Origin of the sequence: Streptantibioticus rubrisoli (genome assembly GCF_024436055.1) — a bacterium.
In the GTDB taxonomy this organism is placed as follows: Bacteria; Actinomycetota; Actinomycetes; order Streptomycetales; family Streptomycetaceae; genus Streptantibioticus_A; species Streptantibioticus_A rubrisoli.
The window spans coordinates 62,638-86,595 of sequence record NZ_JANFNH010000021.1 but is presented as its reverse complement, the minus strand read 5'-3'; the positions used below and the strand labels follow the sequence as shown (position 1 = coordinate 86,595).

Annotated in this window: 25 protein-coding genes; 11 read left to right on the top strand and 14 right to left on the bottom strand. The window is 70.6% G+C overall.

Annotation, left to right across the window (positions count from 1 at the left end; translation table 11 throughout):
• Positions 1-251 precede the first annotated feature (251 nt).
• Complete coding sequence (locus NON19_RS18560; protein WP_255929481.1) at positions 252-1,301, top strand: sphingomyelin phosphodiesterase; 1,050 nt, start codon at positions 252-254, stop codon at positions 1,299-1,301.
• Between the two features lie 59 nt (positions 1,302-1,360).
• Here the strand turns inward: NON19_RS18560 and NON19_RS18555 are convergent, their stop codons facing one another.
• Positions 1,361-1,705, bottom strand: coding sequence for an MmcQ/YjbR family DNA-binding protein (locus NON19_RS18555; RefSeq protein WP_255929479.1), 345 nt, complete (start codon positions 1,703-1,705; stop codon positions 1,361-1,363).
• A gap of 222 nt (positions 1,706-1,927) precedes the next feature.
• On the opposite strand from NON19_RS18555, the gene NON19_RS18550 reads away from it, so the two are divergent.
• Positions 1,928-3,793, top strand: coding sequence for a DUF2264 domain-containing protein (locus NON19_RS18550; protein ID WP_255929477.1), 1,866 nt, complete (start codon positions 1,928-1,930; stop codon positions 3,791-3,793).
• An 8-nt stretch (positions 3,794-3,801) separates the two neighbouring features.
• Here the strand turns inward: NON19_RS18550 and NON19_RS18545 are convergent, their stop codons facing one another.
• The 4 genes from NON19_RS18545 to NON19_RS18530 all read right to left on the bottom strand — a co-directional run bounded on the left by NON19_RS18545 (position 3,802) and on the right by NON19_RS18530 (position 7,628).
• Positions 3,802-4,935: an MBL fold metallo-hydrolase gene (locus NON19_RS18545; protein ID WP_255929475.1), complete on the bottom strand. Its 1,134-nt coding sequence runs from the start codon at positions 4,933-4,935 to the stop codon at positions 3,802-3,804.
• Positions 4,932-5,390 carry a PPOX class F420-dependent oxidoreductase gene (locus NON19_RS18540; RefSeq protein WP_255929473.1) on the bottom strand — a complete coding sequence of 153 codons (459 nt, stop codon included), beginning with the start codon at positions 5,388-5,390 and terminating at the stop codon, positions 4,932-4,934. Before NON19_RS18540 ends, NON19_RS18545 begins: the two co-directional genes overlap by 4 nt.
• 109 nt (positions 5,391-5,499) lie before the next feature.
• Positions 5,500-6,297, bottom strand: a complete 798-nt coding sequence (locus NON19_RS18535; RefSeq protein ID WP_255929471.1) for a polysaccharide deacetylase family protein — start codon at positions 6,295-6,297, stop codon at positions 5,500-5,502.
• A gap of 50 nt (positions 6,298-6,347) precedes the next feature.
• On the bottom strand, positions 6,348-7,628 hold the full coding sequence (locus tag NON19_RS18530) for an MGDG synthase family glycosyltransferase (RefSeq protein WP_255929469.1): 1,281 nt from the start codon (positions 7,626-7,628) through the stop codon (positions 6,348-6,350).
• 275 nt (positions 7,629-7,903) lie between these two features.
• Between NON19_RS18530 and NON19_RS18525 the strand changes: the two genes are divergently transcribed.
• Both NON19_RS18525 and NON19_RS18520 read left to right on the top strand, forming a co-directional pair.
• A complete protein-coding gene (locus NON19_RS18525) occupies positions 7,904-8,308 on the top strand; it encodes a BlaI/MecI/CopY family transcriptional regulator (RefSeq protein WP_255929467.1) in 405 nt (134 codons plus the stop codon).
• A gap of 165 nt (positions 8,309-8,473) precedes the next feature.
• Entirely contained in the window at positions 8,474-9,397 is a 924-nt protein-coding gene (locus tag NON19_RS18520; RefSeq protein WP_255929465.1) for an undecaprenyl-diphosphate phosphatase, read from the top strand.
• A 34-nt stretch (positions 9,398-9,431) separates the two neighbouring features.
• On the opposite strand, the gene NON19_RS18515 is transcribed toward NON19_RS18520, so the two are convergent.
• Complete coding sequence (locus NON19_RS18515; RefSeq protein ID WP_255929463.1) at positions 9,432-9,614, bottom strand: tail-anchor membrane protein; 183 nt, start codon at positions 9,612-9,614, stop codon at positions 9,432-9,434.
• 133 nt (positions 9,615-9,747) lie between these two features.
• Positions 9,748-10,173 (bottom strand): OsmC family peroxiredoxin, encoded by a 426-nt coding sequence (locus tag NON19_RS18510; RefSeq protein ID WP_255929462.1) that lies wholly within the window; start codon positions 10,171-10,173, stop codon positions 9,748-9,750.
• A gap of 369 nt (positions 10,174-10,542) precedes the next feature.
• Between NON19_RS18510 and NON19_RS18505 the strand changes: the two genes are divergently transcribed.
• Genes NON19_RS18505 through NON19_RS18490 form a run of 4 tightly spaced genes read left to right on the top strand, consistent with a single transcriptional unit; the run spans position 10,543 to position 12,786 of the window.
• Positions 10,543-11,346, top strand: a complete 804-nt coding sequence (locus tag NON19_RS18505; protein WP_255929461.1) for a trypsin-like serine peptidase — start codon at positions 10,543-10,545, stop codon at positions 11,344-11,346.
• A gap of 60 nt (positions 11,347-11,406) precedes the next feature.
• Positions 11,407-12,033, top strand: a complete 627-nt coding sequence (locus NON19_RS18500; RefSeq protein ID WP_255929460.1) for a helix-turn-helix domain-containing protein — start codon at positions 11,407-11,409, stop codon at positions 12,031-12,033.
• Between the two features lie 59 nt (positions 12,034-12,092).
• Positions 12,093-12,266 (top strand): DUF6126 family protein, encoded by a 174-nt coding sequence (locus NON19_RS18495; RefSeq protein WP_255929459.1) that lies wholly within the window; start codon positions 12,093-12,095, stop codon positions 12,264-12,266.
• A 19-nt stretch (positions 12,267-12,285) separates the two neighbouring features.
• Positions 12,286-12,786, top strand: a complete 501-nt coding sequence (locus NON19_RS18490) for a GNAT family N-acetyltransferase (RefSeq protein ID WP_255929458.1) — start codon at positions 12,286-12,288, stop codon at positions 12,784-12,786.
• Here NON19_RS18490 and NON19_RS18485 read toward each other — a convergent pair.
• Genes NON19_RS18485 through NON19_RS18475 form a run of 3 tightly spaced genes read right to left on the bottom strand, consistent with a single transcriptional unit; the run spans position 12,776 to position 14,756 of the window.
• Positions 12,776-13,582, bottom strand: a complete 807-nt coding sequence (locus tag NON19_RS18485) for an SAM-dependent methyltransferase (RefSeq protein WP_255929457.1) — start codon at positions 13,580-13,582, stop codon at positions 12,776-12,778. The genes NON19_RS18490 and NON19_RS18485 overlap by 11 nt on opposite strands.
• A gap of 33 nt (positions 13,583-13,615) precedes the next feature.
• Positions 13,616-13,885 (bottom strand): DUF397 domain-containing protein, encoded by a 270-nt coding sequence (locus NON19_RS18480; protein WP_255929456.1) that lies wholly within the window; start codon positions 13,883-13,885, stop codon positions 13,616-13,618.
• 4 nt (positions 13,886-13,889) lie between these two features.
• Complete coding sequence (locus NON19_RS18475; protein ID WP_255929455.1) at positions 13,890-14,756, bottom strand: Sco1979 family transcriptional regulator; 867 nt, start codon at positions 14,754-14,756, stop codon at positions 13,890-13,892.
• Positions 14,757-14,894: 138 nt separating this feature from the next.
• Between NON19_RS18475 and NON19_RS18470 the strand changes: the two genes are divergently transcribed.
• On the top strand, positions 14,895-15,356 hold the full coding sequence (locus tag NON19_RS18470; protein WP_255929454.1) for an ATP-binding protein: 462 nt from the start codon (positions 14,895-14,897) through the stop codon (positions 15,354-15,356).
• Between the two features lie 121 nt (positions 15,357-15,477).
• Here the strand turns inward: NON19_RS18470 and NON19_RS18465 are convergent, their stop codons facing one another.
• Entirely contained in the window at positions 15,478-16,284 is an 807-nt protein-coding gene (locus NON19_RS18465; protein ID WP_372514181.1) for an SGNH/GDSL hydrolase family protein, read from the bottom strand.
• Positions 16,285-16,542: 258 nt separating this feature from the next.
• Here NON19_RS18465 and NON19_RS18460 point away from each other — a divergent pair, with 258 nt between their 5' ends.
• Complete coding sequence (locus tag NON19_RS18460; protein ID WP_255929453.1) at positions 16,543-17,373, top strand: tyrosine-protein phosphatase; 831 nt, start codon at positions 16,543-16,545, stop codon at positions 17,371-17,373.
• 10 nt (positions 17,374-17,383) lie between these two features.
• Positions 17,384-19,423: a M3 family metallopeptidase gene (locus NON19_RS18455; protein WP_255929451.1), complete on the top strand. Its 2,040-nt coding sequence runs from the start codon at positions 17,384-17,386 to the stop codon at positions 19,421-19,423.
• Between the two features lie 3 nt (positions 19,424-19,426).
• Here NON19_RS18455 and NON19_RS18450 read toward each other — a convergent pair whose 3' ends face one another.
• The 3 genes from NON19_RS18450 to ispG all read right to left on the bottom strand — a co-directional run bounded on the left by NON19_RS18450 (position 19,427) and on the right by ispG (position 23,958).
• The gene (locus NON19_RS18450) at positions 19,427-20,830 is read right to left on the bottom strand and encodes an aspartate aminotransferase family protein (protein ID WP_255929450.1); all 1,404 of its coding nucleotides are present in this window, start codon (positions 20,828-20,830) and stop codon (positions 19,427-19,429) included.
• Positions 20,817-22,742 carry a 1-deoxy-D-xylulose-5-phosphate synthase gene (gene dxs, locus NON19_RS18445; protein WP_255929449.1) on the bottom strand — a complete coding sequence of 642 codons (1,926 nt, stop codon included), beginning with the start codon at positions 22,740-22,742 and terminating at the stop codon, positions 20,817-20,819. Before dxs ends, NON19_RS18450 begins: the two co-directional genes overlap by 14 nt.
• Positions 22,743-22,803: 61 nt before the next feature.
• Positions 22,804-23,958, bottom strand: coding sequence for a flavodoxin-dependent (E)-4-hydroxy-3-methylbut-2-enyl-diphosphate synthase (ispG, locus tag NON19_RS18440; RefSeq protein ID WP_255929448.1), 1,155 nt, complete (start codon positions 23,956-23,958; stop codon positions 22,804-22,806).

Below are 23,958 nucleotides of genomic sequence, written 5' to 3'. Positions count from 1 at the left end.
GTAAGTCGTGCGCGAACGTTCCGCGGGGCTGGGGCACCGCCACGGCAACGGCGCGGTCCCCACACTCCCACCACTTTGTGAACCCTTGGCCAACATGCTGCTTGCCGAACCGTTGCCGTTCGCCTCACCGTACTCACCAGTCGCTACCGTTCGCCTGCCTTTCCGCGGCACCGCGGATCTGGCGGGGTACACGACCGCCTCCGGGTCCGCGCCACCGGTTGGCCAACCACACCATCTAGCAGGAGGCACCTGTGATCGCTCGTCGATCGACCGCCGCGGCCATGGTCGCGGCAACCGCCCTGGTCCTCGGCGGCTTGGCACAGCCCGCGGTGGCACAGCCGGTATCGGGCGCGGCCAGCACGACCGGCGGTTCGCTCTCCGTCTTCGCGTGGAACGTCGACCTCGGCACCGCCATGGTCGACTCGGTGGAGAACGAGAAGGCCGCCGAGCGCACCCCGGTGGTCGAGTCGGTGATCCGCCAGCACGACGCCGATGTCGTGGTGCTGGACGAGCTGTTCAACCATGCCTCGACCGACGACATCACCGCCAAGCTCGCCGACATCTACCCGTACCGGACGCCCGTGGTCGGCCAGGTGTGTTCCGGCGGTGGGTGGAACGGCATCAGCGGGGACTGCTCCAACTCCCCCTTCGTCATCAACGGCGGGACGGTGATCCTGTCCAAGTACCCGATCACCGCCCAGTACGCCCATGTGTTCGCCAACTCCACCTCCGGGACCTGGGACTACAACGCCAACAAGGGCGCGGCGCTGGTCCAGGTCGACAAGAACGGCAGCAGGACCTGGGTCGTGGGCACGCATCTGCAGGCGGACCAGTCGAACACCTCGACCGACACCACGCAGGCCACCCGGCTCGCCCAGCTCGGTGAGATCCGCGACTGGGTCAACGGCATCGTGGGCTCGGACGGGCCGGTGCTGATCGGCGGCGACCTGAACGTCGAGTACCACAACGGCCAGTCGCGCGGCGACTACGCCAACGCCCAGACCGCGGTGGGCGGTGTGCTCGGTACCCCGGCGAGCGATCCGTCGCAGACGCTCACCACCATCGACTGCAAGGTGTCGGCCTGGTGCCAGTACATGGCGGGCGTTGAGAGCTTCCCCACCGACTACACCGACGACGTGGACTACCTCGGCTACCTCAACGCACCGGGACGGCCGACCCCGACCGCGCTGCCGAACGTCGTTATTGACTTCGACCCGCAGAGCGGCTGGGCGCCGGGACAACTCGACACCAACGCGCCCAGCGACCACTACCCCGTGCAGGCCACGTTCCAGCTGGGCTGACGCCCGACAGCCGCGAGCACCGGACACCGGCGGTCAACTGGTCTTCCGCCTCATGCGAGTTACCCGTCCTCGTATGAGGCGGCCAGTTGCCGCGGCGCCGCCTGCCGCCAGGAGTCCAGCAGGATGGCGCGCAGTTCCCCGACATCCTCCACGGCGGCGAGCCGGACCCGTACCCAGGCGAAGTTGTCGTCATGGCCGCGGCGTATGAAGAACTTCTCCGGCTCCGCGGCGATCAACTCGTCCCGGTCCAGCATCGGGCACTTGACGCTGATGGAGGCGGCGTCCTCGGCCAGCCACGCGAAGGACTTCCCGTGCACCCGGAAGGACGGCATGCCCCAGGCCAGCTTCTCCACGGCCTCGGGCAGGGAGAGCGCGATTCTGCGGACATCCTCGGCGTCGGCCATCTCGGTCCTTTCGTTCCCACCGTTCACTACAGACGGTAGTGCCCAGCACCGGCCATGGCCGTCGACAGCGCTTCCATGCGCCGCCCAGGCGCCCACGGCCGCTCCCCGCGCTCCCGGCGCGGTACCGCGCCACCCCGGCGCGCGCGGTGAGTTGACGTGCCCGGCACCTGGAAGCGGGCACACTGGGCCGCATCGTTCTTCGCACTTCCGAGGTCGGCCGCCGTGACACCGAAGCTCCCACCTCCCGACCCGTCCCGCTCGCCGCTGACCGGATGGACGCGGGCGCACTGGGAGGCGGTGGCCGACCGGCTGCTGGACGCGCTCGTTCCGTATGCGACGCCCGGCTGGGCGCGGTACTGCCTGCCGGGGCGGGCGAGCTGCTCGGGGGGCGCCTCGGACGGTCTCGAAGGGTACGCACGGTCATTTCTGCTGGCCTCCTTCCGTATCGCGGGCGCCGGCGGCCACGTGGACCGACGCCTGACAGAACGCTACGCGCGGGGTCTGACAACGGGCACCGACCGCCGCAGCGACGAGGCGTGGCCGCTGATCAGCGAGCGGTCGCAGCCCATGGTGGAGGCGGCCTCGATCGTCATCGGGCTGCACGAGACCCGCCGTTGGATCTGGGACGGGCTGGAGCAGGCCGTCCAGCAGCGGGTGGTCGACTGGCTCTCCGGCACCATCGGAAAACGGACGCACGACAACAACTGGCGGCTGTTCCAGGTGGTTTGCGAACAGTTCCTTGCCTCGGTGGGCGCCGCATACCGCCAGTCGGACATCGACGGCGGCCTGGACCGGATCGAGGACTGGTACGTCGGCGACGGCTGGTACACCGATGGCACCGGCCGCAACTTCGACCACTACAACGGCTGGGCGCTGCACCTGTATCCGCTGCTGTGGGCGCGGATCGCCGGGGACCGCGCCGACCCCGCGCGGGTGGCCCGCTACCGTGACCGGCTGCGCCGCTTCCTGGCGGGCTACCAGCACTTCTTCGGCGCCGACGGCGCGCCGGTGCACCAGGGCCGGTCGCTTACCTACCGCTTCGCGGCCGTGGCGCCGGTGTGGCTGGGCGCGCTCACCGACTCCACACCGCTGCCGCCGGGCCGCACCCGCCGCCTCGCCTCCGGTGTGCTGCGGCACTTCACCGAGCACGAAGTGCCTGACGGGCGCGGGTTGTTGACCCTCGGCTGGTACGGACCGTTCCTTCCGGTCGCTCAGCGCTACTCCGGCCCGGCGTCACCGTACTGGGCGGCCAAGGGCTTCCTCGGACTGCTGCTGCCCGCGGACCACCCGGTGTGGACCGCCCGCGAACTCCCGTTGCCCGTCGAGGAGTCGGACCAGTACGTGGCGCTGCCCGCACCCGGCTGGCTGCTGCACGGCACTCGCGCCGACGGCATCGTGCGGCTGCTCAACCACGGCAGCGACCACGCGACGCCAGACCTCGCCGACGATCCGCACTACGTGAAGTTCGGCTACTCCTCGCGCACCGCGCCGCAGACCGCCCCGCACGCCCGGGCCGCGCTGCTTGACGGCCATCTGGCGCTGGTGGCCGCCGACGGGACCGCGTCCCGCCGCACCGTCATCCATCCACTGGGCGTCACGCGCTCCCGCGCCGCCTCCTGGCACGCGGCGCGGCTGCCGGGCGACGGGACCGGGTACCGCATCGAGACCACCGCCCTGCCGTACGGCGGCTGGGAGGTGCGCGTGCACCGGGTCGAGGCGCCCGCCGGGGTCACGGTCCGCGAGGGCGGCCACGCCGTCGCCGGAGCCCGGCCGCCGGTGGCCGAGGCGGGTGACGGGTGGGCGCTGGTCCGCCGCGACGACGGTCTGACCAGCGCCGTCGCCGGGCTGTACGGCTGGTGCGGCGGTCATGTCGCCCGTCACACCAACGCCAACGCGTTCGGCCCCTGTTCGGCCGTCCCGTACCTCACCTCGGCGCCGCACCCCGGCGGTCACAGCGTCCACGTCACGCTGGTCGCGCTGTCCGGCAGCGCGGTGGCCGCGGCCGTGCTGCGTCAGGTCGCCACCGCCGAGGTGGTGGACGGCACGGTCGTCATCCGATTCGCCGACGGCACCGAGCTGCGTGCATGACGTGACCGTCAACTGACCTCGTCGGCGGCCAGTTTGGCGGGCACCGGGGTGGGTCGGCTGTCCGGCGAGGGCACCGCGACCGGACGCCACCAGGGCTCCAGCGGCAGCTCGCCGCTCGGCTCGAAGGGCCTGCCCGGCGGCGGCAGGGCCACCGAGGCACCCACCGCGAGGGCGGCGGCGAGGGTGCGCTCCGCGGGCTCCTCCCAGGGGTGCGGGGCGAGGTTGAACGTGCCCCAGTGGATGGGCAGCAGCGCGCCGCGCAACGTCCCGGCGGACAGGTCGGCGTGTGCCTGTAGGCCCTCCTCCGGGGTCATATGGATGTCCGGCCAGAAGTCGCTGTACGCGCCGATCTGGATCATCGCCGCATCGAACGGGCCGTGTTCGGCGCCTATGTCGGCGAAGCCGGGGAAGTATCCGGTGTCACCGCTGTGGTAGATCCGGTGCTCGGGTCCGCGTACCACCCAGGAGGCCCACAGCGTGTGCTGCGTGTTGCGTATGGCGCGTCCGCAGAAGTGCCGGGCGGGGGTGGCGGTGAAGGTGAGCCCGGCGACGACCGCGGACTCCCGCCAGTCCAGCTCCACCATCTGCCGGGCGGGCACGCCCCACCGCTCCAGGTGCGCGCCGACGCCCAGCGGGACCGCGAACGTCGTTCCGGTTCGCACGAGTTGGCGGGTGGTGGGAAGGTCGAGGTGGTCGTAGTGGTCGTGCGAGATGACCACGGCGTCCAGCGGCCCCAGTTCGGCGAGCGGTACCGGGACCGGGTGCACCCGACGCGGGCCGATGAAGCCGAACGGGGAACAGCGCTCGCCCCACACCGGGTCGAACAGCACTCGCCGCCCGTCGATCTCGGCGAGGACGCTGGAGTGCCCCATCCAGGTCAGTCGCAGTCCCGACGCGGGCGGGGTGGCCAACTCGGCGACGGTGTACGGATACACAGGGACCGGGGCCGCTGGATGTCTGCGGATCCGGTCCGCCTTGCGCAGCTGGGAGGTGAGCATGCCCCAGCCCGGGCCGCGCGGCGGATGGGACGGACCGGTCGGGTTGACGAACACACCGTCCCTGAAGTTCGGAGAGCGGCGGATGCGCGCCATCCGCTCCCCCGTCGGATCCGCGCCGAAGGACAGCGGACGCCAGCCGGTCATGCGCGCCGCCCCGGCTGCCCGTAGGCGCGCTCCACCCGCAACCGCATGACCAGCCGCCGATCGGCGACCATCGCCGCGCGGTACTCGTCCCAGTCGGGGTGCTCGCCGCGCACCGCGCGGTAGAGGTCGATGAGTTCCTCGACCGCCGCGTCGTGCGGGTCGGTGGCGACCTCGGACAGTTCGGCGGTGCCTTCCGCCACCGTCCAGCTCCAGCGGTCGGGGCTGGTCACGTGGTAGCTGGCGCGCGGATCGCGGCGCAGGTTGCGGGTCTTGGCGCGGTCGTCGGTGATGGAGACCCGGATGATCCGGTTCTGCGGATCGTAGTGGTGGTTAACGTTGGACAGCTGCGGCCGTCCATCACGCTTGAGGGTGACGAGGACGCCACCGTCCACCTCCGTCAGCAGCCGCAGCAGCTGCGCTTCGCGCTCTTGGGCGTCCGAATCTGTTGCCGTCATGACGACCTCAACGCGCGGCCGCCGCACGGTGTTCCGGTGCGCTGCTCCTGTCCGGTGGATCCCCTCGCGGGCGCGGCCGGTCGGCACCGCGGCGGGAGGTCTGCCGGGGTCACGCCCGTACCGCGCGGACCGGGCGGCGGGCGGCGCACACATGGGGGCCGGTGACCGGGGCGTGGTCGCGCAGCGGGCCGACCCGCAGGCCGCGGCGGTCGCAGGTGTCCAGCAGCATCGGCAGCGCGCCGAGCGCAGAGCGCCAGGCGCCGGGGGCCGAGGTGCAGTCGGAGTCGTGCAGCAGGATCGTGCCGCCGCCGCGCAGATCGGCGGTGACCGTGCGGTACACCGAGCGCGGGGTGGCCCGCCGGGTCCAGTCCTCGCCCCAGCAGGTCCACAGCACGGGGGTCAGGCCGAGCCGCCGTACCGCCAGGTGCGCGGAGGTGGACATCACACCGTACGGCGGCCGGAACAGCCGGGGCATCTGGCCGGTGATCTCGGCCACCCGGTCCCGGGCGCGCGCGAAGTCCTGGTACGTCGCGCGCGGGCCGCGCAGCAGCAGCGGGCGGTGCTGCCAGCCGTGGATGCCGATCTCGTGCCCGGCGGCGGCCATTTCCTTGAGCAGTTCGGGCGAGCGGTTGGCCATCGAACCCAGCACGAAGAAGGTGGCGCGGATCCGGTACTCGTCCAGCACCCGCAGGAAGAACGGGGTGGACAGCGGATCGGGGCCGTCGTCGAAGGTGAGCGCCACATGGTCGGCCCGGCCCTGTCCGGACAGCGCCGGCATCAGCCGGTTGCGCAGCGGCCCGAAGGTGGAGATGACGGGAGCGGCGTGGACGGCGGCGAGCGCGGGCAGCGCCAGGCATCCGGACTTGAGGACCGTACGGGCCAGACCGGGCTTCCGGGTGGCGGGCATCGGCGCTCCTTCTTACGGGCTGGGCGGGCTTGCGGTGGTTGCGGGTTGGGTCAGCGGCCGAGGTCGTGCAGCAGGTGGAAGCCGCCGCGTGCGACCGCCGCCTCGGTGGTCTCCGGACCGGCGAGCATCGTGGTGGCCAGGGCGGCGGCCAGCACGATGGCGGTTCTGCGGACCGCGGGGCGGCGCAGCGGCGGCGGGGCGTTGCCCGCCTCGGGTGCCGTGGTGGCGGCGGCGCCGAGGATCTCGGCGACCGGTCCGGCCACCGGGTCGGCGTGGAACAGCGCGAGGGCGGCGGCGCGTTGGGCCTTGCCCAGTCGGCCTTCGAGCAGTTCGCCGAGCACCGGCTTGAGGTCGTCGCGGGAGTGGATCCACACGGCGAGGCCCGCCTCGTCCAAGGCTGCGGCGTTGGTGCGGCCGTGGCCGGGTATGCAGCCGTAGGAGGCGACCGGCAGTCCGCTGGCGAACGCCTCGAGCGAGGTCAGCCCGCCGGCGTTCTGCACCAGCACGTCGGAGGCGTGCATCAGTCCCGGCATGTCCTCGACCCAGCCGAAGGCGTGCTCGATGCCCAGGGCGCGCAGCCGGTCGGCGAGCGCCTGGTTGCGGCCGCAGACCACGACGGGCACCGCCGCGCCGCTGTCGCGGATCTCGGTGGCCACCTGCTCGACCGGGCCGACGCCCCAGGATCCGGCCACCAGCAGTGCCAGCGGCGCGCGTTGCGGGAGTCCGAAGCGGGCCCGGGCGGCGTCCCGTTCGGCCGCCGTGGCGGGACCGAAGCGCGGATTGACCACCGGACCGGTGGCGGTGACCCGTTCCGCGCCCGCCGCCCTGGCCTGCGCGGCCGGTACCGAATGGGCGGCGAGATGGGTGTCCACCCCGTCGGCCACCCACATGGGGTGGACGGAGAAGTCGGTGAGGTACGTCAGCACCGGCACCGGCAGCCGACCGGACCGGCGCAGCGCGCCCAGCACCTGGCTGGCCAGCGGATAGGTGGAGACCACGGCACGGGTGTCCGGCGGCAGCACCCGAAGCGTGCGGGACTCGGCGTGGCGCAGTATCGCGCGGGTGAGCCGTCCGGTGTCACCGTCGTGCTCGGTGGCCGCGTAGATGCGCTGGTAGGCCCAGGGGGCATAGGTCAGCAACTGGTGGTAGCCGCCGCAGATCAGCGAGCCCAGTCGGGCGGGCAGCAGGTCGAGGAAGTCATGGCGGTCGACGGTGGCACCGGCGGCGGTGAGCCGTCGGGCGAGTTCGGCGGCGGCGCCGTCGTGTCCCGCACCGACGCTCGCGGAGATGACCACGATCCGGCCCGGGACCGCTGTGGTGGGGTACGACACGACCGACCTTGCCTCCGTACGTCGGGGAGCGCTCCGCGCGGGCGACCTGGGGCGCCCCGTCGCCGAAAGCCGGTGCGGCGCGGCGCGATGGGGTGCGGGCAAGCGGAACTCTACAACGTGTAGTAGTTGGCTTCCGACCCACGCGCCCCGGAAAAACCCCGCATTCGCGAGCTGGTCACGAGCGGCCGCCCGCACGTCACCGAGCTTTTACGCGAAGTAGTAGATTGCGGGGTTGTATCGCGGGAGTGGATGCCATATGCGAGGAGGCCGGTCACATGGCAGGGGGCAGGGCGCGCTCGGCGAGCGGCAACGGTCGCAGAGCCGCCGGGGAGTTGGAAGCCGATGTGCTGGCCGCGCTGTGGGCCGCCGCCGAACCACTGACCGCCGCGCAGGTCAACGAACAGCTGCCCGGCGACCTCGCGTACACCACCGTGCTGACAATCCTGTCCCGGCTGTACGACAAGGGGATGCTCACCCGGCGCCGTGAGGGGCGCGGCTACGCCTACGCGCCCGTCGAGGACCAGGCCACACACACCGCGGAGCGGATGCGTTCGCTGCTCGACCGCGGCCCCGACCGGGCCGCGGTGCTCTCCCGGTTCGTCTCCGAGCTGTCCGCCCAGGACGAGTTGCTACTGCACCGCCTCCTTGCCGAGCAGGGCCACCCGAACCTCCGGACGTAGCAACGCGGTTGGGCGGGCCGTCCCAGGACGCGGCCCGCCCAGGTGAACACCAGACCAGCGGCGAATGAACAACTGTCGCTGATCCACGGTGCTTTTACGGACTGTAGTACGTTCTCCCCTGCCCGGGGCCTGTCCGGGTTCTGCTCCCTCGACCGAAGGTCGTCGATGTTCTCCGTCCTGACCTACCCCGAAGCGATAGGCGTCGGCCTGCTGCAAGGCGTCACCGAGCTGTTCCCGGTCTCCAGCCTCGGCCACAGCATCCTGCTGCCCGCGCTGCTCGGCGGCCAGTGGAAGCGTGACCTCAATGTGTCCGCCGAAGGCTCGCCGTACCTGAACGTACTGATCGGGCTGCACCTGGCCACCGCGTTGGCGCTCGTCGTCTACTTCCGGCGGGACTGGGCCAAGGTGGTGCGCGGACTGTTCAGTTCGATTCGCCAGCGGCGGATCCAGACCGTTGAGCAGCGGCTCGCCTGGCTGCTGATCATGGGCACGATCCCGGTGGGCGTCGCCGGGCTCGCCCTGGACAAGGTCTTCCGCAGCACCCTCGGCAAGCCCGTGCCCACCGCGGCCTTCCTGGCGCTCAACGGCATCGTGCTGTACGTCACCGAGCGGTTGCGGCGCGGCGGCACCGGGCGCCGCCGGGCGGGCGCGTCGGTGGCGCCGGGCGAGGAGCATCTGCACCCCGACGACCTGTCCGACCGGCGGATCACCAAGCTGACCTTCGGCCAGGCGGCCTGGGTCGGCGCCGCGCAGATCCTCGCCCTGTGCCCGGGGATCAGCCGCTCCGGTTCCACCATCAGCGCCGGGATCTTCCGGGGCATGAGCCATGAGGACTCGGCCCGGTTCGCCTTCCTGCTGGCCACACCGGTGATCGGCGCGGCGGCGCTGCTGAAGGTGCCCTCGCTGCTCGGCCCGGCCGGTGACGGCATCCGCGGTCAGTTGCTGGCGGGCAGCGTGGCGGCCTTCGCCGCGGGGTATGTGGCGGTGCGCTTCCTCACCAAGTACTTCGAGACGCGCACGCTCACCCCGTTCGCCGTCTACTGCACGCTGGCGGGGCTCGGCAGCCTTGCCTACTTCACGCTGACCTGAGCCTTCACGCTGACCAGAGCGCCGGGCCGCCGGGTCAGCGGCCTATCTCCTTGCGGGTGATCCGCTTCAACCTGGCCCGCTGCGACGGATCGAGCAGCAGATATCCGCCCACCGGCACGCCGATGATGACCAGCAGCGCCGCCCACAGCGGCAGCACGTACAGCAGCACAAGTCCGACCGCCACGCCCCCGACGGCGTATGTAGCGCGCTTTGACATCGCTTCCTCGCCTTCCGTCCGCGGTACGGGCCGCGCCAGCACGGCTCCGTTCTCCGCCCCACATGGACAACGCCGCCCGTCAGGGTGCGGTTCCCGCGCCTGCTTCATACACCCGTTCGGGTGTAGGGCGGGGTCAGTCGAGGGTCGCGGTGAGGGTGATGGTGGTACCGGTGAGCGCCTGGCTGACCGGGCAGTTCTTCTTGGCGTCCTCGGCCGCCGTGGTGAAGGCCGTCGCGTCCACCCCCGGCACCTCGCCGCGCACGCTCAGGTGGATCCCGGTGATGCCCTCGCCCGGCTGGAAGCCCACCTCGGCCTGGGTGTGCAGCGTGGTGGGCGGCGTACCGGCCTTGGTCAGGATGTTCGACAGCGCCATGGAGTAACAGCTGGAGTGGGCCGCCGCGATCAGCTCCTCCGGACTGGTCTTTCCATCCGGCTCCTGCGCGCGGGACGCCCAGGTGACCTCGGCCTCCCCGATGCCGGAGGAGTCGAAGGTGACGGTGCCCCCGCCGTCGAGCAGCTTGCCTTCCCAGACGGTGTGCGCGATGCGCTTGGTGACCACGGCGGATACCTCCTGTGGGTTAATGGGAGTGCTGGCTACTTACGGGATGCGAGTGGTGCACGATGCGGGTGTTATGGAACTCGTGCGGGTACTACGGGCGAGCGGTACGCGGCGCGGAACGGGTCCTCCCGATCATCCGCCACCGTGGTCTCCGCGCCGCGGCGCACCTCGCGGAACCGGGGCGGCTCCCCTCTTCCGGCCTCATTTCGGGCACCGGTCGGTCTCCCCGGGAGGTTCACCTGCCGACCAGGGGCTTCACGGGAATCACCCGTCTCTGAGAACCTTCACATCCGATTCTCATAGTCGTCGTCGATGATCTTCCCGCGGGGGCAGCAACGCCCTCTTGGACCTTGGCAGAAGGGTCACCGCATGTTCGGGCAGCAGCGGTTCCGGCGCGGCGGGTCAGGCCGCGCCCTCTCCCGCCGCGTGTGCCGCGATGTGGCACTGGTCCTGGGCTGGCTGGTCGTGGTCTCGATCGGAAGCACCGCCAGCGCGGCGGCGCTGTCCGCCTCGAACACGGCCCTGGGCACCTCGCACTCCGTGCACGACACCAAGGCGATCGCCACGGTCGGCGCCATCTTCCACGGCACCGTCTCGTCCGACGGTGACCACTTCTGCTCGGCGAGCGTCGTCAACAGCGCCAGCAAGGATCTGATCATCACTGCCGCGCACTGCGTCAGCAACGGCACCGACGACCTGTACTTCGTGCCCGGCTACCACGACGGCAAGGCCCCCTACGGCATCTGGAAGCTCGGCAAGGCCACACTGGACCCGCGCTGGACCGACAACCAGGACGAGGACCTGGACGTGGCCTTCGTCAGCATCCAGCCACTCGGCGGCCGACACGTCCAGGACGTGGTCGGCAGCTACACCCTGGGCGTCAACAAGAACCACACCGGCACGGTCCGGCTCACCGGCTACCCCTCCGACGAGGACGCCCCGATCACCTGCGTGAACCGCGTTTCCGCCTATAGCGCCACCCAGTTGCGCATCGCCTGCACCGCCTACAGCGGCGGCACCAGCGGCAGCCCCTGGATCATCGACGGCCACACGGTGATGGGCGTCATCGGCGGCTTCCAGCAGGGCGGCAACACCGACGACGTCTCCTACAGCGCCTACTTCGACAACGACATCGCCACCCTCTACCGGCAGGCCAACGCCACCCAGACCTGAGGATTTTGCCTAACAGGCACAAAACTTGCCGAGCTGGCACAACCGGTGTGCACTGAACGCATGACCGACAGCGCGCCCGAGGCCGAACCCGGACTTGTGCCCCCGCCCGAGATCAGCGGCCTGGGCGTGCGGCTGCGCGAGCGGCGGCGGCGCAGCGGGCTGACGTTGGAAGCGGCGGCCGCCCGGGTCGGGCTGTCGCCCGCCTACCTGTCCCGATTGGAGACCGAACGCCGTCAGCCCTCGCTCCCCGTGCTGCTGGGCCTGTCGCGAGCTTACGGGACGACGGTGGCCGAGCTGCTGGGCGAGGAGGCGGTGGCCCACGATCCGGTCATCCGCGCCGGACGGCTAGATTCCGGCCGTGCCGGGGGATGGAGCTACCGGCGCGCCGGTGTACCCGACCGGGCCATGCAGGCGCTGAAGGTGCACATCCCGCCCGCGGTGCAGGACGCCGTGGTCCGGGTGCACCCCGGCGAGGAGTGGCTGTACGTCACCTCCGGGCGGCTACGGCTGACGCTCGGCGAGGCCGTCCACGTCCTCGAACCCGGCGACTCGGCACACTTCGACTCGCTCACCCCGCACCGGCTGGCCGCCGGGTCCGCCGAGGGCGTCGATCTGCTCTTCGTCCACACGCTGTTGCAGAGCCCGGCGGGCGGGCTGTGCGTCGACCCCGCCAACCGCGCCCACTGAACCATCCGCGAACCGGCCGCCCTTTCACGGAATCCAAGGAAAAGGAAGGTGTCCTCGCCATGCCCGAAACCGCCCCCGCCCCCGCCTCCTCGGACAACAGGATCAAGTCGCTCACCCCGAAGTGGCTCAGCCGCGGCCTGACCATCCGGGTCTTCATCTACCTGGTCGGCGCCCACCTGTTCGCGGCCTTCCTCTACCTGCTGTTCTGGCTCGGCACCCGCGCGTCCCACTGAGTGCGGCATGATCAACGGCATGGAGCCATGGACGATCACGCCGGAGCCGGTTGACGGACCGGTCGGCACCGCGTTGCTACGGGAGTACTACACGGAGATCGTGCACCGCTACTGCCAGGTGCGCTACGGGCGCGAGGCCTCGCAGGCCGAGATAGACGAGACGCTCGCTGACGAGCCCAGCGGTCATCTCGCCCCGCCCAAGGGCGAGTTCCTGGTCGCCCGGCGCGACGGGGTGGTGGCCGGATGCGCCGGAGTACACCTACTGGCGCCCGGCACCGCGGAGTTGGCCCGGGTGTTCATACGCCCGGCGGCCCGCCGCCGCGGCGGCGCGAGACGGCTGATCCACGCCGCCGAGCGAACCGCCAGGCAGTCCCTGGGCGCCTCGCTGCTACGGCTGGACACCCGGCACGACCTGGTCGAGGCCCGAGCGCTGTACGCGGGGATGGGCTACGCCGAGATCCCCGCGTACAACAACTCCCCTTACGCCGGGCACTGGTTCGAAAAGCCGCTCACTCCCTGACGCCGACACCGCCGTAGAAGGCGATCCGGCGCAGGTCCTCGGCGTTCGGCGGGGAGCCCTCCGGACGCCACAGCGGCACCTGGACGACGCCGGGGTCGAGCAGTTCGAACCCGTCGAAGAACGGCAGGAACTCGTCGTAGCCGCGCAGGGTCAGCTGCGCGGCCGCCTTCTTGTAGACCTCCCTGGCGTCGCCCTCCGCATCCTGGTGGAAGTCGGTGGTGCCATGGGTGAGCACCAGGTGGCTGCCGCGCGGCAGCGCACCGGTCAACGTGGCGAGGATTCCGGCCGGGTCCTCCTCGTCCTTGACGAAGTGCAGTACGGCGACGAGCAGTACGGCGACCGGCTGGTCGAAGTCGATCAGCTCCTGGATCACCGGATGCCCGAGGATCGCCTTGGGGTCTCGCACATCGGCGAGCGCGAACCCGGTGCCGTCGGCGTTGGTCAGCCGCGCGTCGGCGTGTGCGGCGACGATGGGGTCGTTGTCGACGTAGGCGACGCGCACGTCCGGCGCGACCTCGCGGGCCACCTCATGGGGGTTGGGCGAGGTGGGGATGCCGGTGCCGATGTCGATGATCTGGCGGATGCCGCGGCGCACCACGGTGCGTACCGCCCGGCGCATGAACGCCCGGTTGGCGCGGGCGCTCGCGGGCGCCTCCGGGGCCATGGCGATGACGCGCTCCGCGGCCTCGCGGTCCACCTCGTAGTTGTCCCGGCCGCCCAGGTAGTAGTCGTACATCCGGGCCGGATGGGGCTTGCTGGTGTCTATCTGTTCGGCGGAGAAGCCTGGCTCGATCACGCCGTCCTCCTGGTGTGGGCTGGCTGGGTCGGGTCAGGCGAGGAGGAAGTCGGCTTCACCGGACTTCGCACCCTTGATGAAGGTCTCGATCTCATGGAGCGTGTAGATCAGCGCCGGTCCGTCCGGATCGGTGGACTGGCGCAGCGCGACCCTTCCGTCGCGCAGCTTCATCGCCTCCACACAACTGCCGCCGTTGCCCCCGCTCCACGGCTTGCGCCAGCCGTCGGTGCCCAGGTCCTTCGCCGGCATGCCGTTGTATATGCGTTCCCCGCTTGCACGGTCCCCGTAATGCGTGCGATGCATGTGGTCAGATCTCCTTGCGAATGGCATCGAGGAAGGCCTCGGTGCGCTGTGCTGGCGCGGCTTGCGCGCACAACCGGTCCAGCGCCTCCTGGAAGCCCGACACGTCATCGCGCTGGTCGAAGTAGACAGCCCCAATCAGGCTCTCCGCGCAGACGATGTCGGGGAGTTCGGCGACCTGGAACCGGAAGATGTGGAACGGCCCGTACATCGCGGGATGCGGGCCCGCGGCGAACGGTATGACCTGGAGCCGGACCTGCGGCAGCGCGCATGCCTCGAGCAGTCGGTCAAGCTGACCGCGCATGACGCTCCGGCCGCCGATCGGGCGGCGCAGAACCGTTTCATCAAGCACGACCCACAGCAGCGGCGGGTCATCCCGGGTGAGCACGGACTGGCGCTCCAGCCGCAGCGCGAGCAGGCGGTCGATCTCCTCGTCCGCGGCCTGCGGCATTCCGGACCGGAACACCGCGCGTGCGTACTCCTCGGTCTGCAGCAGTCCGGGAGCGTAGTGCGGTTCGTACGCCCGGATCAGGCCCGCCTCGCCCTCCAGGCTGACGAAGGCGCTGAACCACTCTGGCAGCACGTCGCGGTAACGGTGCCACCAGCCGGGGCGGTTGGCCTCCCGAGCCAGCGCCAGGAAGCCCTCGACATCCTCCGGGTCGGTCACCCCGTAGGTGTGCAGCAGCTTCTCGACGTACGGGATCTTCAGGCCGACCTCGGCCTTCTCCATCCTGCGGACGGTGGCGTGTGTGACGTCGAGCGCCGCGGCGGCCTGCTCATAGCTGAGCGCGGCCTTTTCCCGAAGGACCGCGAGCCGCTTGCCGAGGACCACGCGAAGGACCGTCGGCGCGCCCGAGGCGCGAGCATCCGTCACCGCCCACCCCTTCCAACTACCCAACCGGACAAGCAGTGTGTCATGCCGTCAGAGACGTGGAACAGACTGTCGTGATTGATTCTGCAAATTGCAGATCGCATCTTGCCATCTGTTGCACGCTACGCGCATAGTGGCCTGGTGGCTTCCTCCCATGACGCTCTTGGACTGGAGCGCCCGGCGGGCTTCGACGTCCCGCGGCACCTGAGCGCGTCCCGCACGGACGTGTTCCATCTGCCGGCGCTCGGCGCCTGTGTCGCCGAGGCGAGGAGGCGGCTTCGAGAGCTGCTCGCCGAGCGCGGTGTCGACGAGGCCGTTCGGGACGATGCCGGGCTGGTGCTGTCCGAGTTGTTCACCAACGCCATTCGGTACAGCGACAGTGATCGGATAGCGTGCGCACTGCGGGTCACCTCGACCCTGTTGCGGCTCGAAGTCGCGGACCAGGGGCGGGGGTTGACACAGCCTCAACCCCGCGAGGCCGGAGTGGACGAGGAGAGTGGGCGCGGCCTGCTGCTGGTCAACGCACTCGCGGCGGCGTGGGGCGTGCATCCGTGTGGGGACGGGCACGGGCGCGTCGTCTGGGCGGTCCTCCGCCGCGGGTAGCTCCCGCCGGGGTCCGGGGGTTCGGGGTTCGCCCGCCCACCCACAAACCCGCACCGCGCGCGACGGCACCGCAAGGTCCAAGGCAAACGGGCGGGCGAGCCCCCAACGCCAGCGGGAGCGGTTAGGGAAGCGGCAGCAGATCCGGCCGCTTCGCGGAGACGCGATCCCCGCTGGACTCCCCCCGGAGCCGTCGCCCGATCCACGGCACGAGATGCTCGCGCGCCCACTGGATGTTCTCCCGCCGGGCATCCGCGGGGGTACGGACCGCCTCCGGCGGCCACGGCTCCTCGGCGCGACCGGACGCCGCGACCCCGAGCACCTCGGCCGCCCGCAGGGCAACCCGCCGGTGCCCTTCGGGCGAAAGGTGCAGCCGGTCCTCGCTCCACGCCCTCCGGTCCTGCACCGACCGCAGCGACCACAGGTCGAGCACAAGGCACCCGTGCCGATCAGCGATGGCCCGTAGATGCGCGTTGTAGGTGGCGATCTTCCCCCGCAGATGCCGCAGCACCGGCACGCCGCGGGTGTCGAAACCCGTGGCGATCAGTACCGTCCCGCTGCTGCGCGCCAGCGCCGCGACGGCCTCCTCGAAGCGCTCGGCGACCGCGTCGGGATCGGTCCCCGGCCGCAGGATGTCGTTGCCGCCGCCGCAGAACGTGACGAGGTCGGCAGCGAGTTCCACCGCCCGGGGCACCTGCTCGGCGACGATCTGGTCGAGCAGCCGCCCCCGCACCGCGAGGTTGGCGTACCGCAGTTCGTGCCGCGGGTGCTGCTCGGCGAGCATGACCGCGAGCCGGTCCGCCCAGCCGACATACGTACCGTCCGGGCCCGGGTCGCCGACGCCCTCGGTGAAACTGTCGCCGATCGCCGTGTATGACGCGATGGCAGCCCCCGGCGTGGACAAGGTGTCAGGTTTCTTCACTTCAGCCACTCGCGACATCTTCCACCCGGACACGTGACCTACGCCACCGTAACCAGGGGTTGACGAGGGGTGATTCATCCCACTCGGATTTCCGGCTCGGTGCGGAATAGGGCCGCGTGCCACGGGGTGCGTGGTGAGCCGCGGGCGCGAGAAGAGTCGTTGAGCTCCCACATACCACCTGGTACGCCCTGGGTCAGACTGTCGTATGGTCAGCTGAGGCAGTCACGGCGGTGATCCGCACCGCCGGCCCGTTCCGAAGGAGGCACGGTGACCCAGCAGACGCCGCAGGCCCCAACACAGACGCAAGCCCAGCCAGAGCTGACCGGAGTGCGCAACTTTCGGGACGTCGGTGGTGTGGTCACCGGCGACGGCCGCCGGGTCCGGTACGGGCGGCTCTACCGCAGCGGTCACCTCGCCCACGCCACCGAGGAGGACGCCGCCCATCTCGCCTCCCTCGGCCTGCACACGATCTTCGACTTCCGCAACGCCTCCGACATCAAACTGGAGGGCCCGGACGTCACCCTGCCCGGCGTGCGGAACGTGAACATGCCCCTGAGCGATCCGGCCGAGGGCGCCGAGTTCTGGGGCACCGTACGGGACGGCGACCTCGACGCGCTGCGCGCCGCGCTGGGCGGCGGCAAGGCCGCGTGGCGGATGAAGCGGGCCTACCGTTCGCTGATCCTGGAGCGCACCCGGGACCACGCCCGGCTGCTGGACTTCCTGATCGAGGAACGTTCGGTACCGGCGCTGCTGCACTGCGCGGCGGGCAAGGACCGGGCGGGCACCTCGATAGCGGTGGTGCTGCTGGCTCTTGGCGTCAAGCGCTCCGAGATCGAGGCGGACTACATGCTCAGCAACGAAGCACACCGCCGGTACCGGATCCACCGCGGCCGCAACGCCGCGGGCCTGGCCACGCCGGAGGTGGTGGAACTGCTCAACCCCCTGTTCGAGGCGCGCCCCGAGTACCTGGCGACGGCGTTCGACGCCATGGAGGAGGGCTGGGGGTCGACCGACCGCTATCTGGCCGAGGGCCTCGGACTGACCGACGAGCGCAGGGAGTTGCTGTGCGCCCTGCTGCTGGAGGACGACAGCCGCTAGGGTCGGCGGGGTGAGCGAGAACCCGTTCTTCTCCCGGAGCACCCTCCCGTACGAGCTGCCGCCGTTCGACGAGGTGCGGGTGGCGCACTATGCCCCGGCGCTGGACCGGGGCATGGCCGAGCAGCTCGCCGAGATCGCCGCGATCACCGGCGACGACCAGCCGCCCGACTTCGACAACACGGTCGTCGCGCTGGAGCGCAGCGGCGCTGCGCTGCACCGGGTGGAGAGCGTGTTCCGCAACCAGGTGGACGCCGACACCTCCCCCGAACTCGACGCCCTCAACGCCGAGTACAGCCCCAGGCTCGCCGCGCACCGCGATGCGATCCATCTGGACGCCGCGCTGTTCGCCCGGATCGACGCGCTGTACGGCAAGCGCGACCAGCTCGGTCTCGACCCGGAGTCGCTGCGGCTGCTGGAGCGCTACCACGCCGATTTCGTCCACGCCGGAGCCCTGCTCGGCCCCGCCGAGCAGGACCGACTCCGCGCGATCAACGCCGAGTTGGCCCGGCTGTGCGCCGTCTTCCAGCAGAACCTGGCGGCGGACACCGAGGCCGCCGCCGTGGTGCTGGACACCGCGGAGCAGCTCGCCGGGCTCTCCCCCGACGCCATCGCCGCGGCGGCGGCGAACGGCACGGCGCGCGGCCACGACGGCCGCTATGTGCTCAGCCTCAAGCTGTTCTCGAACCAGAGCGAGCTGGCCGTACTGCACGACCGCGCGGTGCGCGAGCGGCTGTTGACCGCCTCGCTCGGCCGCGGCCTGGAATCCAACCGGCAACTCGTCGCCCGTATCGCCAGGTTGCGCGCCGAGCGCGCCGCGCTGCTCGGGCACCCCAGCCACGCCGCCCATGTGGGCAGCGAGATGACGGCGGGCAGCACCGAGGCGGTGGAGGAGCTGCTGGCCCGGCTGGTCCCGCCCGCCGTCGCCAACGCGCACGCGGAGGCCGAGGCACTGCGCGCGCGGATGGGCGACGAGGCCCACCAACTGGAGCCGTGGGACTGGGCGTACTACGCCGAGCGGGTCCGCAAGGACCGGTACGACATCGACGCCGCCGCGCTGCGCCCGTACTTCGAGTTGGAGCGGGTGCTCACCGACGGGGTGTTCTTCGCGGCGGGGCTGGTGTACGGGCTGCGCCTCACCGAGCGGACCGATCTAGTGGGGTACCACCCGGACGTCCGGGTCTTCGAGGTGTTCGACGACGACCGTCCACTGGGCCTGTACCTGCTGGACGCCTACGCCCGGCCCGGCAAGCGCGGCGGCGCCTGGATGGACTCACTGGTCGACCAGTGCGAGCTGTTGGGACAGCGGCCGGTGGTGGTGAACAACCACAACGTGGCCAAGCCGCCGACGGGCGAGCCGACGCTGCTCACCTTCGATGAAGTGCGCACGCTGTTCCATGAGTTCGGGCACGCTCTGCACGGCCTGCTGTCCGATGTGCGCTATCCGATGTTCTCCGGCCCCAAGGTACCGCACGACGTGGTCGAGTACCCCTCGCAGGTCAACGAAATGTGGATGGTCTGGCCTCAGGTGCTGGCCAACTACGCCCGCCACCACGAGACCGGCGAGCCGCTGCCGGTGGAGTGGGTGGACCGGTTGGCCGCGGCGGAACGGTTCGGCGAGGGCTTCCGTACGGTGGAGTACCTGGCCGCCGCGGTGCTCGACTGGAAGTGGCACACTCTGGGTGCCGACGACGACCCGGGAGACACCGAGGAGTTCGAGACCGCGGCGCTCAAGGGCGCCGGGCTCGCGGTACCGGGAATTCCGCCGCGCTACCGCAGTACGTACTTCGCGCACGTCTTCGCCCACGACGACAGGCAGAGCTACAGCGCCGGGTACTACTCGTACATCTGGAGCGAGGTGCTGGACGCCGACACGGTCGAGTGGTTCCGGGAGAACGGCAGGACGGTGCGGGAGAGCGGTGAGTTGTTCCGGCACGGGCTGCTGGCGAAGGGCGGCTCCGCCGACATGATGGAGTCGTTCCGCGCGGTGTGCGGCCGGGAGCCGCGGATCGAGCCGCTTTTGGCCCGCCGTGGACTCACCGGCCGCGGTTGAGCCTCAGCCCGCCAGCGCCTGTTTGACGAGGGTGCGGCCGAAGTCCCACATCAGACCGCTGCCCTTGTGGGCGTCGTCCATGACATCGGTGAACGCGGCGACGAACCGGTCGACCTCCTTCTCGCCGATGGTCAACGGCGGGATCAGCTTGATCACCTCAAGGTGGTCGCCGGAGACCTGGGTGAGGATCCGGTGGCGCTGCAGCAGGGGGACGACGACCATCTGGGCGAACAGTCCCTTGCGGGCGGCCTGCAGCATCGCCCAACCACCGCGCAGCTTCAGAGACTTGGGGCGGCCGAACTCGATGCCGATCATCAGGCCCCGGCCGCGTACCTCGTGCAGCAGCTCATAGCGGTCGACCAGGGCGGCCAGCCGGGAACGCAGCAACTCGCCGGTGGTCCGGGCGTTCTCCACCACCTTCTCGTCGTCCATCACCGCCAGCGTGGCGAGCCCCGCCGCCATCGCCTGGGCGTTGGAGCCGAAGCTGGCGGAGTGCACCAGCACCCGGTCCATGGACGAGTAGACCTTCTTGAAGATCCACTCCTTGCCGAGGGTGGCGCCGACCGGCACATAGCCGCCGGACAGCGCCTTCGCCACGCACACCAGGTCCGGCTCGACGCCCTCCTCGTGCTGGTACGCGAAGAAGTCACCGGTGCGGCCGACGCCGGTCTGCACCTCGTCGGCGATCAGCAGGGCCTTGTGCCGGTGCAGCAGCTCCTGCGCGGCGCGCAGGAATCCGGGCGGTGTCTCATGGACGCCCTTGCCCTGGATCGGCTCCACCACGAACGCCGCGACATCGCCGCGCCGCAACTCCCGCTCCAGCGCGGCCAGATCGCCCATCGCGATCGCGGTGTCGGGCAGCAGCGGCGCGAAGCCGTCCCGGAACCCGGTTTCTCCGTTGACCGACAGGGATCCGGCGGTCAGGCCGTGGAAGGCGTGCGTGCAGTACAGCACGCGCGGTCGGCCGGTGGCGCAACGGGCGAACTTCAGCGCCGTCTCCACCGCTTCGGTGCCGCTGTTGCCGAAGAAGACCCGGTCCAGGTGGGGTGCGTAGGACAGCAGCTTCTCGGCGAGCAGGCCGGGCAGCGGCGGGCAGTCGAACCGGGTGAGGTCGGCGAGCCCGGCGTCCAGCACGTCGTGCAGCGCCTTGCGGATCACGGGGTGGTGCCGACCCAGGCCCATCACCCCGAATCCGGCGAGCATGTCGAGGTAGTCCTGGCCGTCGGCGTCCCAGAAGTACGCGCCCTCGGCCCGCTCGTACACCTTGTCGAAGCCGATGGTGTGCAGCATGCGGGGCAGTTGGTGGTTGAGGTGCCTGGCGTGCAGCTCGTAGCGTTCCGCGCCCCGCTCGGCCAACAGCCTGCCCAGGTCAAAGCCCTTGTGTTCGGCGGCGTCAGGCTCGGCCATCGGCTTCCTCCTTCTCGGTCGCACCTTGTCCGGCGGCCCGTGCGTCGATCCGGGCCAGGGCCGTGCCTATGCGCCCCGCGAGCTCGGCGGGGGTGAGGCCGAGGTCGGCCAGTACCTCATTGCGTTTGGCGTGCGCCAGGAACTGCGCCGGAACCCCGAAGTCCCGTACCGGCACGTTCACTTCGGCGTCGCGAAGGGCCTGGGCGACCGCCGAGCCGACGCCTGAGGCGCGTGAGTTGTCCTCCACCACGGCGAGCAGTCGGTGCTCGGCGGCCAGCGGTGGCAGCGCGGGGTCCACGGGCTTGACCCAGCGCGGGTCGACCACGGTGACGCCGATGCCCCGGTCCCGTAGCAGCGCCGCGGCGGACAGGCAGGTGTCGGCCAGCGCGCCGACCGAGACCAGCAGCACATCGCGGCGCTCGCCGCGGTGGAGGACGTCCATGCCGCCGATCCGGTCGATGGCGGGCATCGGCTCGCCGACCGACGCCTTGGGGAAGCGGATGACGGTGGGCGCGTCGTCGACGTCCACCGCCTCCCACAACTGGGCGCGCAGTTGGTCGGCGTCGCGGGGTGCGGCGATCCGCAGGCCCGGTACCACCTGGAGGACCGACATGTCCCACACCCCGTTGTGCGAGGCGCCGTCCGGCCCGGTCACTCCGGCCCGGTCCAGTACGAAGGTGACCCCGCAGTGGTGCAGGGCGACGTCCATCAGCACCTGGTCGAAGGCGCGGTTGAGGAAGGTGGCGTAGACGGCGACGACCGGGTGCAGGCCGCCGGTGGCCAGGCCCGCCGCCGAGGTCGCCGCGTGCTGCTCGGCGATGCCCACGTCGTAGACCCGGTCAGGGAACCGCTCGGCGAACTTCGCCAGCCCGACCGGCTGGAGCATGGCGGCGGTGACGGCGACCACGTCCTGCCGCTCCCGGCCGAGTTCGACCATCGCCTCGCCGAACACCGAGGTCCACGATCTCCCGGCGGACGGGGCCAGTGGTGCGCAGGTGAGCGGATCCATGGCGGCCACGGAGTGGAAGCGGTCCGCCTCGTCCTGCTCGGCGGCGGCGTAACCGCGGCCCTTCTGTGTCAGGCAGTGGATGAGCACCGGTCCGCGGAAGCGCTTGGCCCGGCGCAGCGCGGCCTCCACGGCCGCGATGTCGTGGCCGTCGATCGGGCCGACGTACTTCAGCCCGAGATCCTCGAACATCCCCTGCGGGGCGACGGCGTCCTTGAAGCCCTTCTTCGCGCCGTGCAGCGACTCGTACAGCGGTCGGCCGATCACCGGGATGGCCTGGAGGAGTTGTTTGCCCAGGTCCAGCGCCCACTCGTACTCGTTGGTGGTGCGCAGGGCGGCGAGGTGGTCGGCGAGGCCGCCGATGGTGGGCGCGTAGGAGCGCTCGTTGTCGTTGACGACGATGATCAGCGGGCGGTCCTTGGCGGCGGCGATGTTGTTGAGCGCCTCCCAGGCCATGCCGCCGGTCAGCGCGCCGTCGCCGATCACGGCCACCACGTGGTCGCTGCAGTGCCGTACCTCGTTGGCCTTGGCCAGGCCGTCGGCCCAGCCGAGCACCGTGGAGGCGTGCGAGTTCTCGATGACGTCGTGCTCGGACTCGGCGCGCGACGGGTAGCCGGACAAGCCGCCCTTGCCGCGCAGCTTGGAGAAGTCCTGACGGCCTGTCAGGATCTTGTGGACGTAGGACTGGTGACCGGTGTCCCACAGTATGCGGTCGGCGGGTGAGTTGAAGACCCGGTGCAGCGCGATGGTCAGTTCGACCACGCCGAGGTTCGGCCCGAGGTGGCCCCCGGTCCTGGCCACCGCCTGTACCAGGAACTGCCGGATCTCACGGGCGAGTTCGTCCAACTGGTCGGCCGCAAGGGCCTTGAGGTCACGTGGCCCTCGGATGCTCTCCAACAGCGTCACGACGGGGGCCTCCTTCCCTGGTTCTCCCCTGACCGGGCTGGGTCGTGCGGACGTAACGGGGTCACGCGACGGTGACGGCTGGTTCCCCGGACGGTACGCCGTCGGCCTCCATCCGCGCGGCGAGCTTCATCGCCTCCTCGATCAGGGTCTCGACGATCTTCGACTCCGGAACCGTCTTGATCACCTCACCCTTCACAAAGATCTGCCCCTTGCCATTGCCCGAGGCCACACCCAGATCCGCCTCACGCGCCTCACCGGGACCGTTGACCACACACCCCATCACCGCGACCCGCAACGGCACCTCCATGCCCTCCAGACCCGCGGTCACCTCATCCGCCAACTTGTACACATCCACCTGCGCCCGACCACACGACGGACACGACACAATCTCCAACCGCCGCTGCCGAAGCCCCAACGACTCCAGAATCTGGATACCGACCTTGACCTCCTCCGCAGGAGGCGCCGACAGCGACACCCGGATCGTGTCCCCGATCCCCTCCGACAACAGCGCACCAAACGCCACCGCCGACTTGATCGTCCCCTGGAACGCCGGACCCGCCTCCGTCACCCCCAGATGCAGCGGATAGTCACACCTGGCCGCCAGCAACCGATAGGCATTGACCATCACCACCGGATCGTTGTGCTTCACCGAGATCTTGATATCCCGGAAACCGTGCTCCTCGAACAACGAGCACTCCCACAACGCCGACTCCACCAACGCCTCCGGCGTCGCCCTGCCGTACCGCTCCAGCAACCGCTTGTCCAACGACCCGGCGTTCACCCCGATCCGGATCGGCACACCCGCCTCCGACGCCGCCTTCGCGATCTCCTTGACCTTGTCATCGAACTGCCGGATGTTCCCCGGATTCACCCGCACCGCCGCACACCCGGCATCAATCGCCGCGAACACATACTTCGGCTGGAAATGGATGTCCGCGATCACCGGAATCTGCGACTTCTTCGCGATCACCGGCAACGCGTCCGCGTCATCCTGCGACGGACACGCCACCCGCACGATCTGACAACCAGCCGCCGTCAACTCCGCGATCTGCTGCAACGTGGCACCGATGTCCGCGGTCACCGTGGTCGTCATCGACTGCACCGACACCGGCGCATCCCCACCCACCGCCACCGACCCCACCTGGATCTGACGGCTCTTGCGCCGCTGCGCGAGCGTGGACGGAACCGATGGCATACCAAGCGAAACCGCGGCCAT

Bases quoted from the DNA above. Each gene is read 5' to 3' on its own strand.
- NON19_RS18555 (WP_255929479.1), bottom strand. From the start codon at position 1,705: ATGGCCGACGCCGAGGATGTCCGCAGAATCGCGCTCTCCCTGCCCGAG.
- NON19_RS18545 (WP_255929475.1), bottom strand. From the start codon at position 4,935: ATGACCGGCTGGCGTCCGCTGTCCTTCGGCGCGGATCCGACGGGGGAG.
- NON19_RS18540 (WP_255929473.1), bottom strand. From the start codon at position 5,390: ATGACGGCAACAGATTCGGACGCCCAAGAGCGCGAAGCGCAGCTGCTG.
- NON19_RS18535 (WP_255929471.1), bottom strand. From the start codon at position 6,297: ATGCCCGCCACCCGGAAGCCCGGTCTGGCCCGTACGGTCCTCAAGTCC.
- NON19_RS18525 (WP_255929467.1), top strand. From the start codon at position 7,904: ATGGCAGGGGGCAGGGCGCGCTCGGCGAGCGGCAACGGTCGCAGAGCC.
- NON19_RS18520 (WP_255929465.1), top strand. From the start codon at position 8,474: ATGTTCTCCGTCCTGACCTACCCCGAAGCGATAGGCGTCGGCCTGCTG.
- NON19_RS18515 (WP_255929463.1), bottom strand. From the start codon at position 9,614: ATGTCAAAGCGCGCTACATACGCCGTCGGGGGCGTGGCGGTCGGACTT.
- NON19_RS18505 (WP_255929461.1), top strand. From the start codon at position 10,543: ATGTTCGGGCAGCAGCGGTTCCGGCGCGGCGGGTCAGGCCGCGCCCTC.
- NON19_RS18500 (WP_255929460.1), top strand. From the start codon at position 11,407: ATGACCGACAGCGCGCCCGAGGCCGAACCCGGACTTGTGCCCCCGCCC.
- NON19_RS18495 (WP_255929459.1), top strand. From the start codon at position 12,093: ATGCCCGAAACCGCCCCCGCCCCCGCCTCCTCGGACAACAGGATCAAG.
- NON19_RS18490 (WP_255929458.1), top strand. From the start codon at position 12,286: ATGGAGCCATGGACGATCACGCCGGAGCCGGTTGACGGACCGGTCGGC.
- NON19_RS18480 (WP_255929456.1), bottom strand. From the start codon at position 13,885: ATGCATCGCACGCATTACGGGGACCGTGCAAGCGGGGAACGCATATAC.
- NON19_RS18450 (WP_255929450.1), bottom strand. From the start codon at position 20,830: ATGGCCGAGCCTGACGCCGCCGAACACAAGGGCTTTGACCTGGGCAGG.
- ispG (WP_255929448.1), bottom strand. From the start codon at position 23,958: ATGGCCGCGGTTTCGCTTGGTATGCCATCGGTTCCGTCCACGCTCGCG.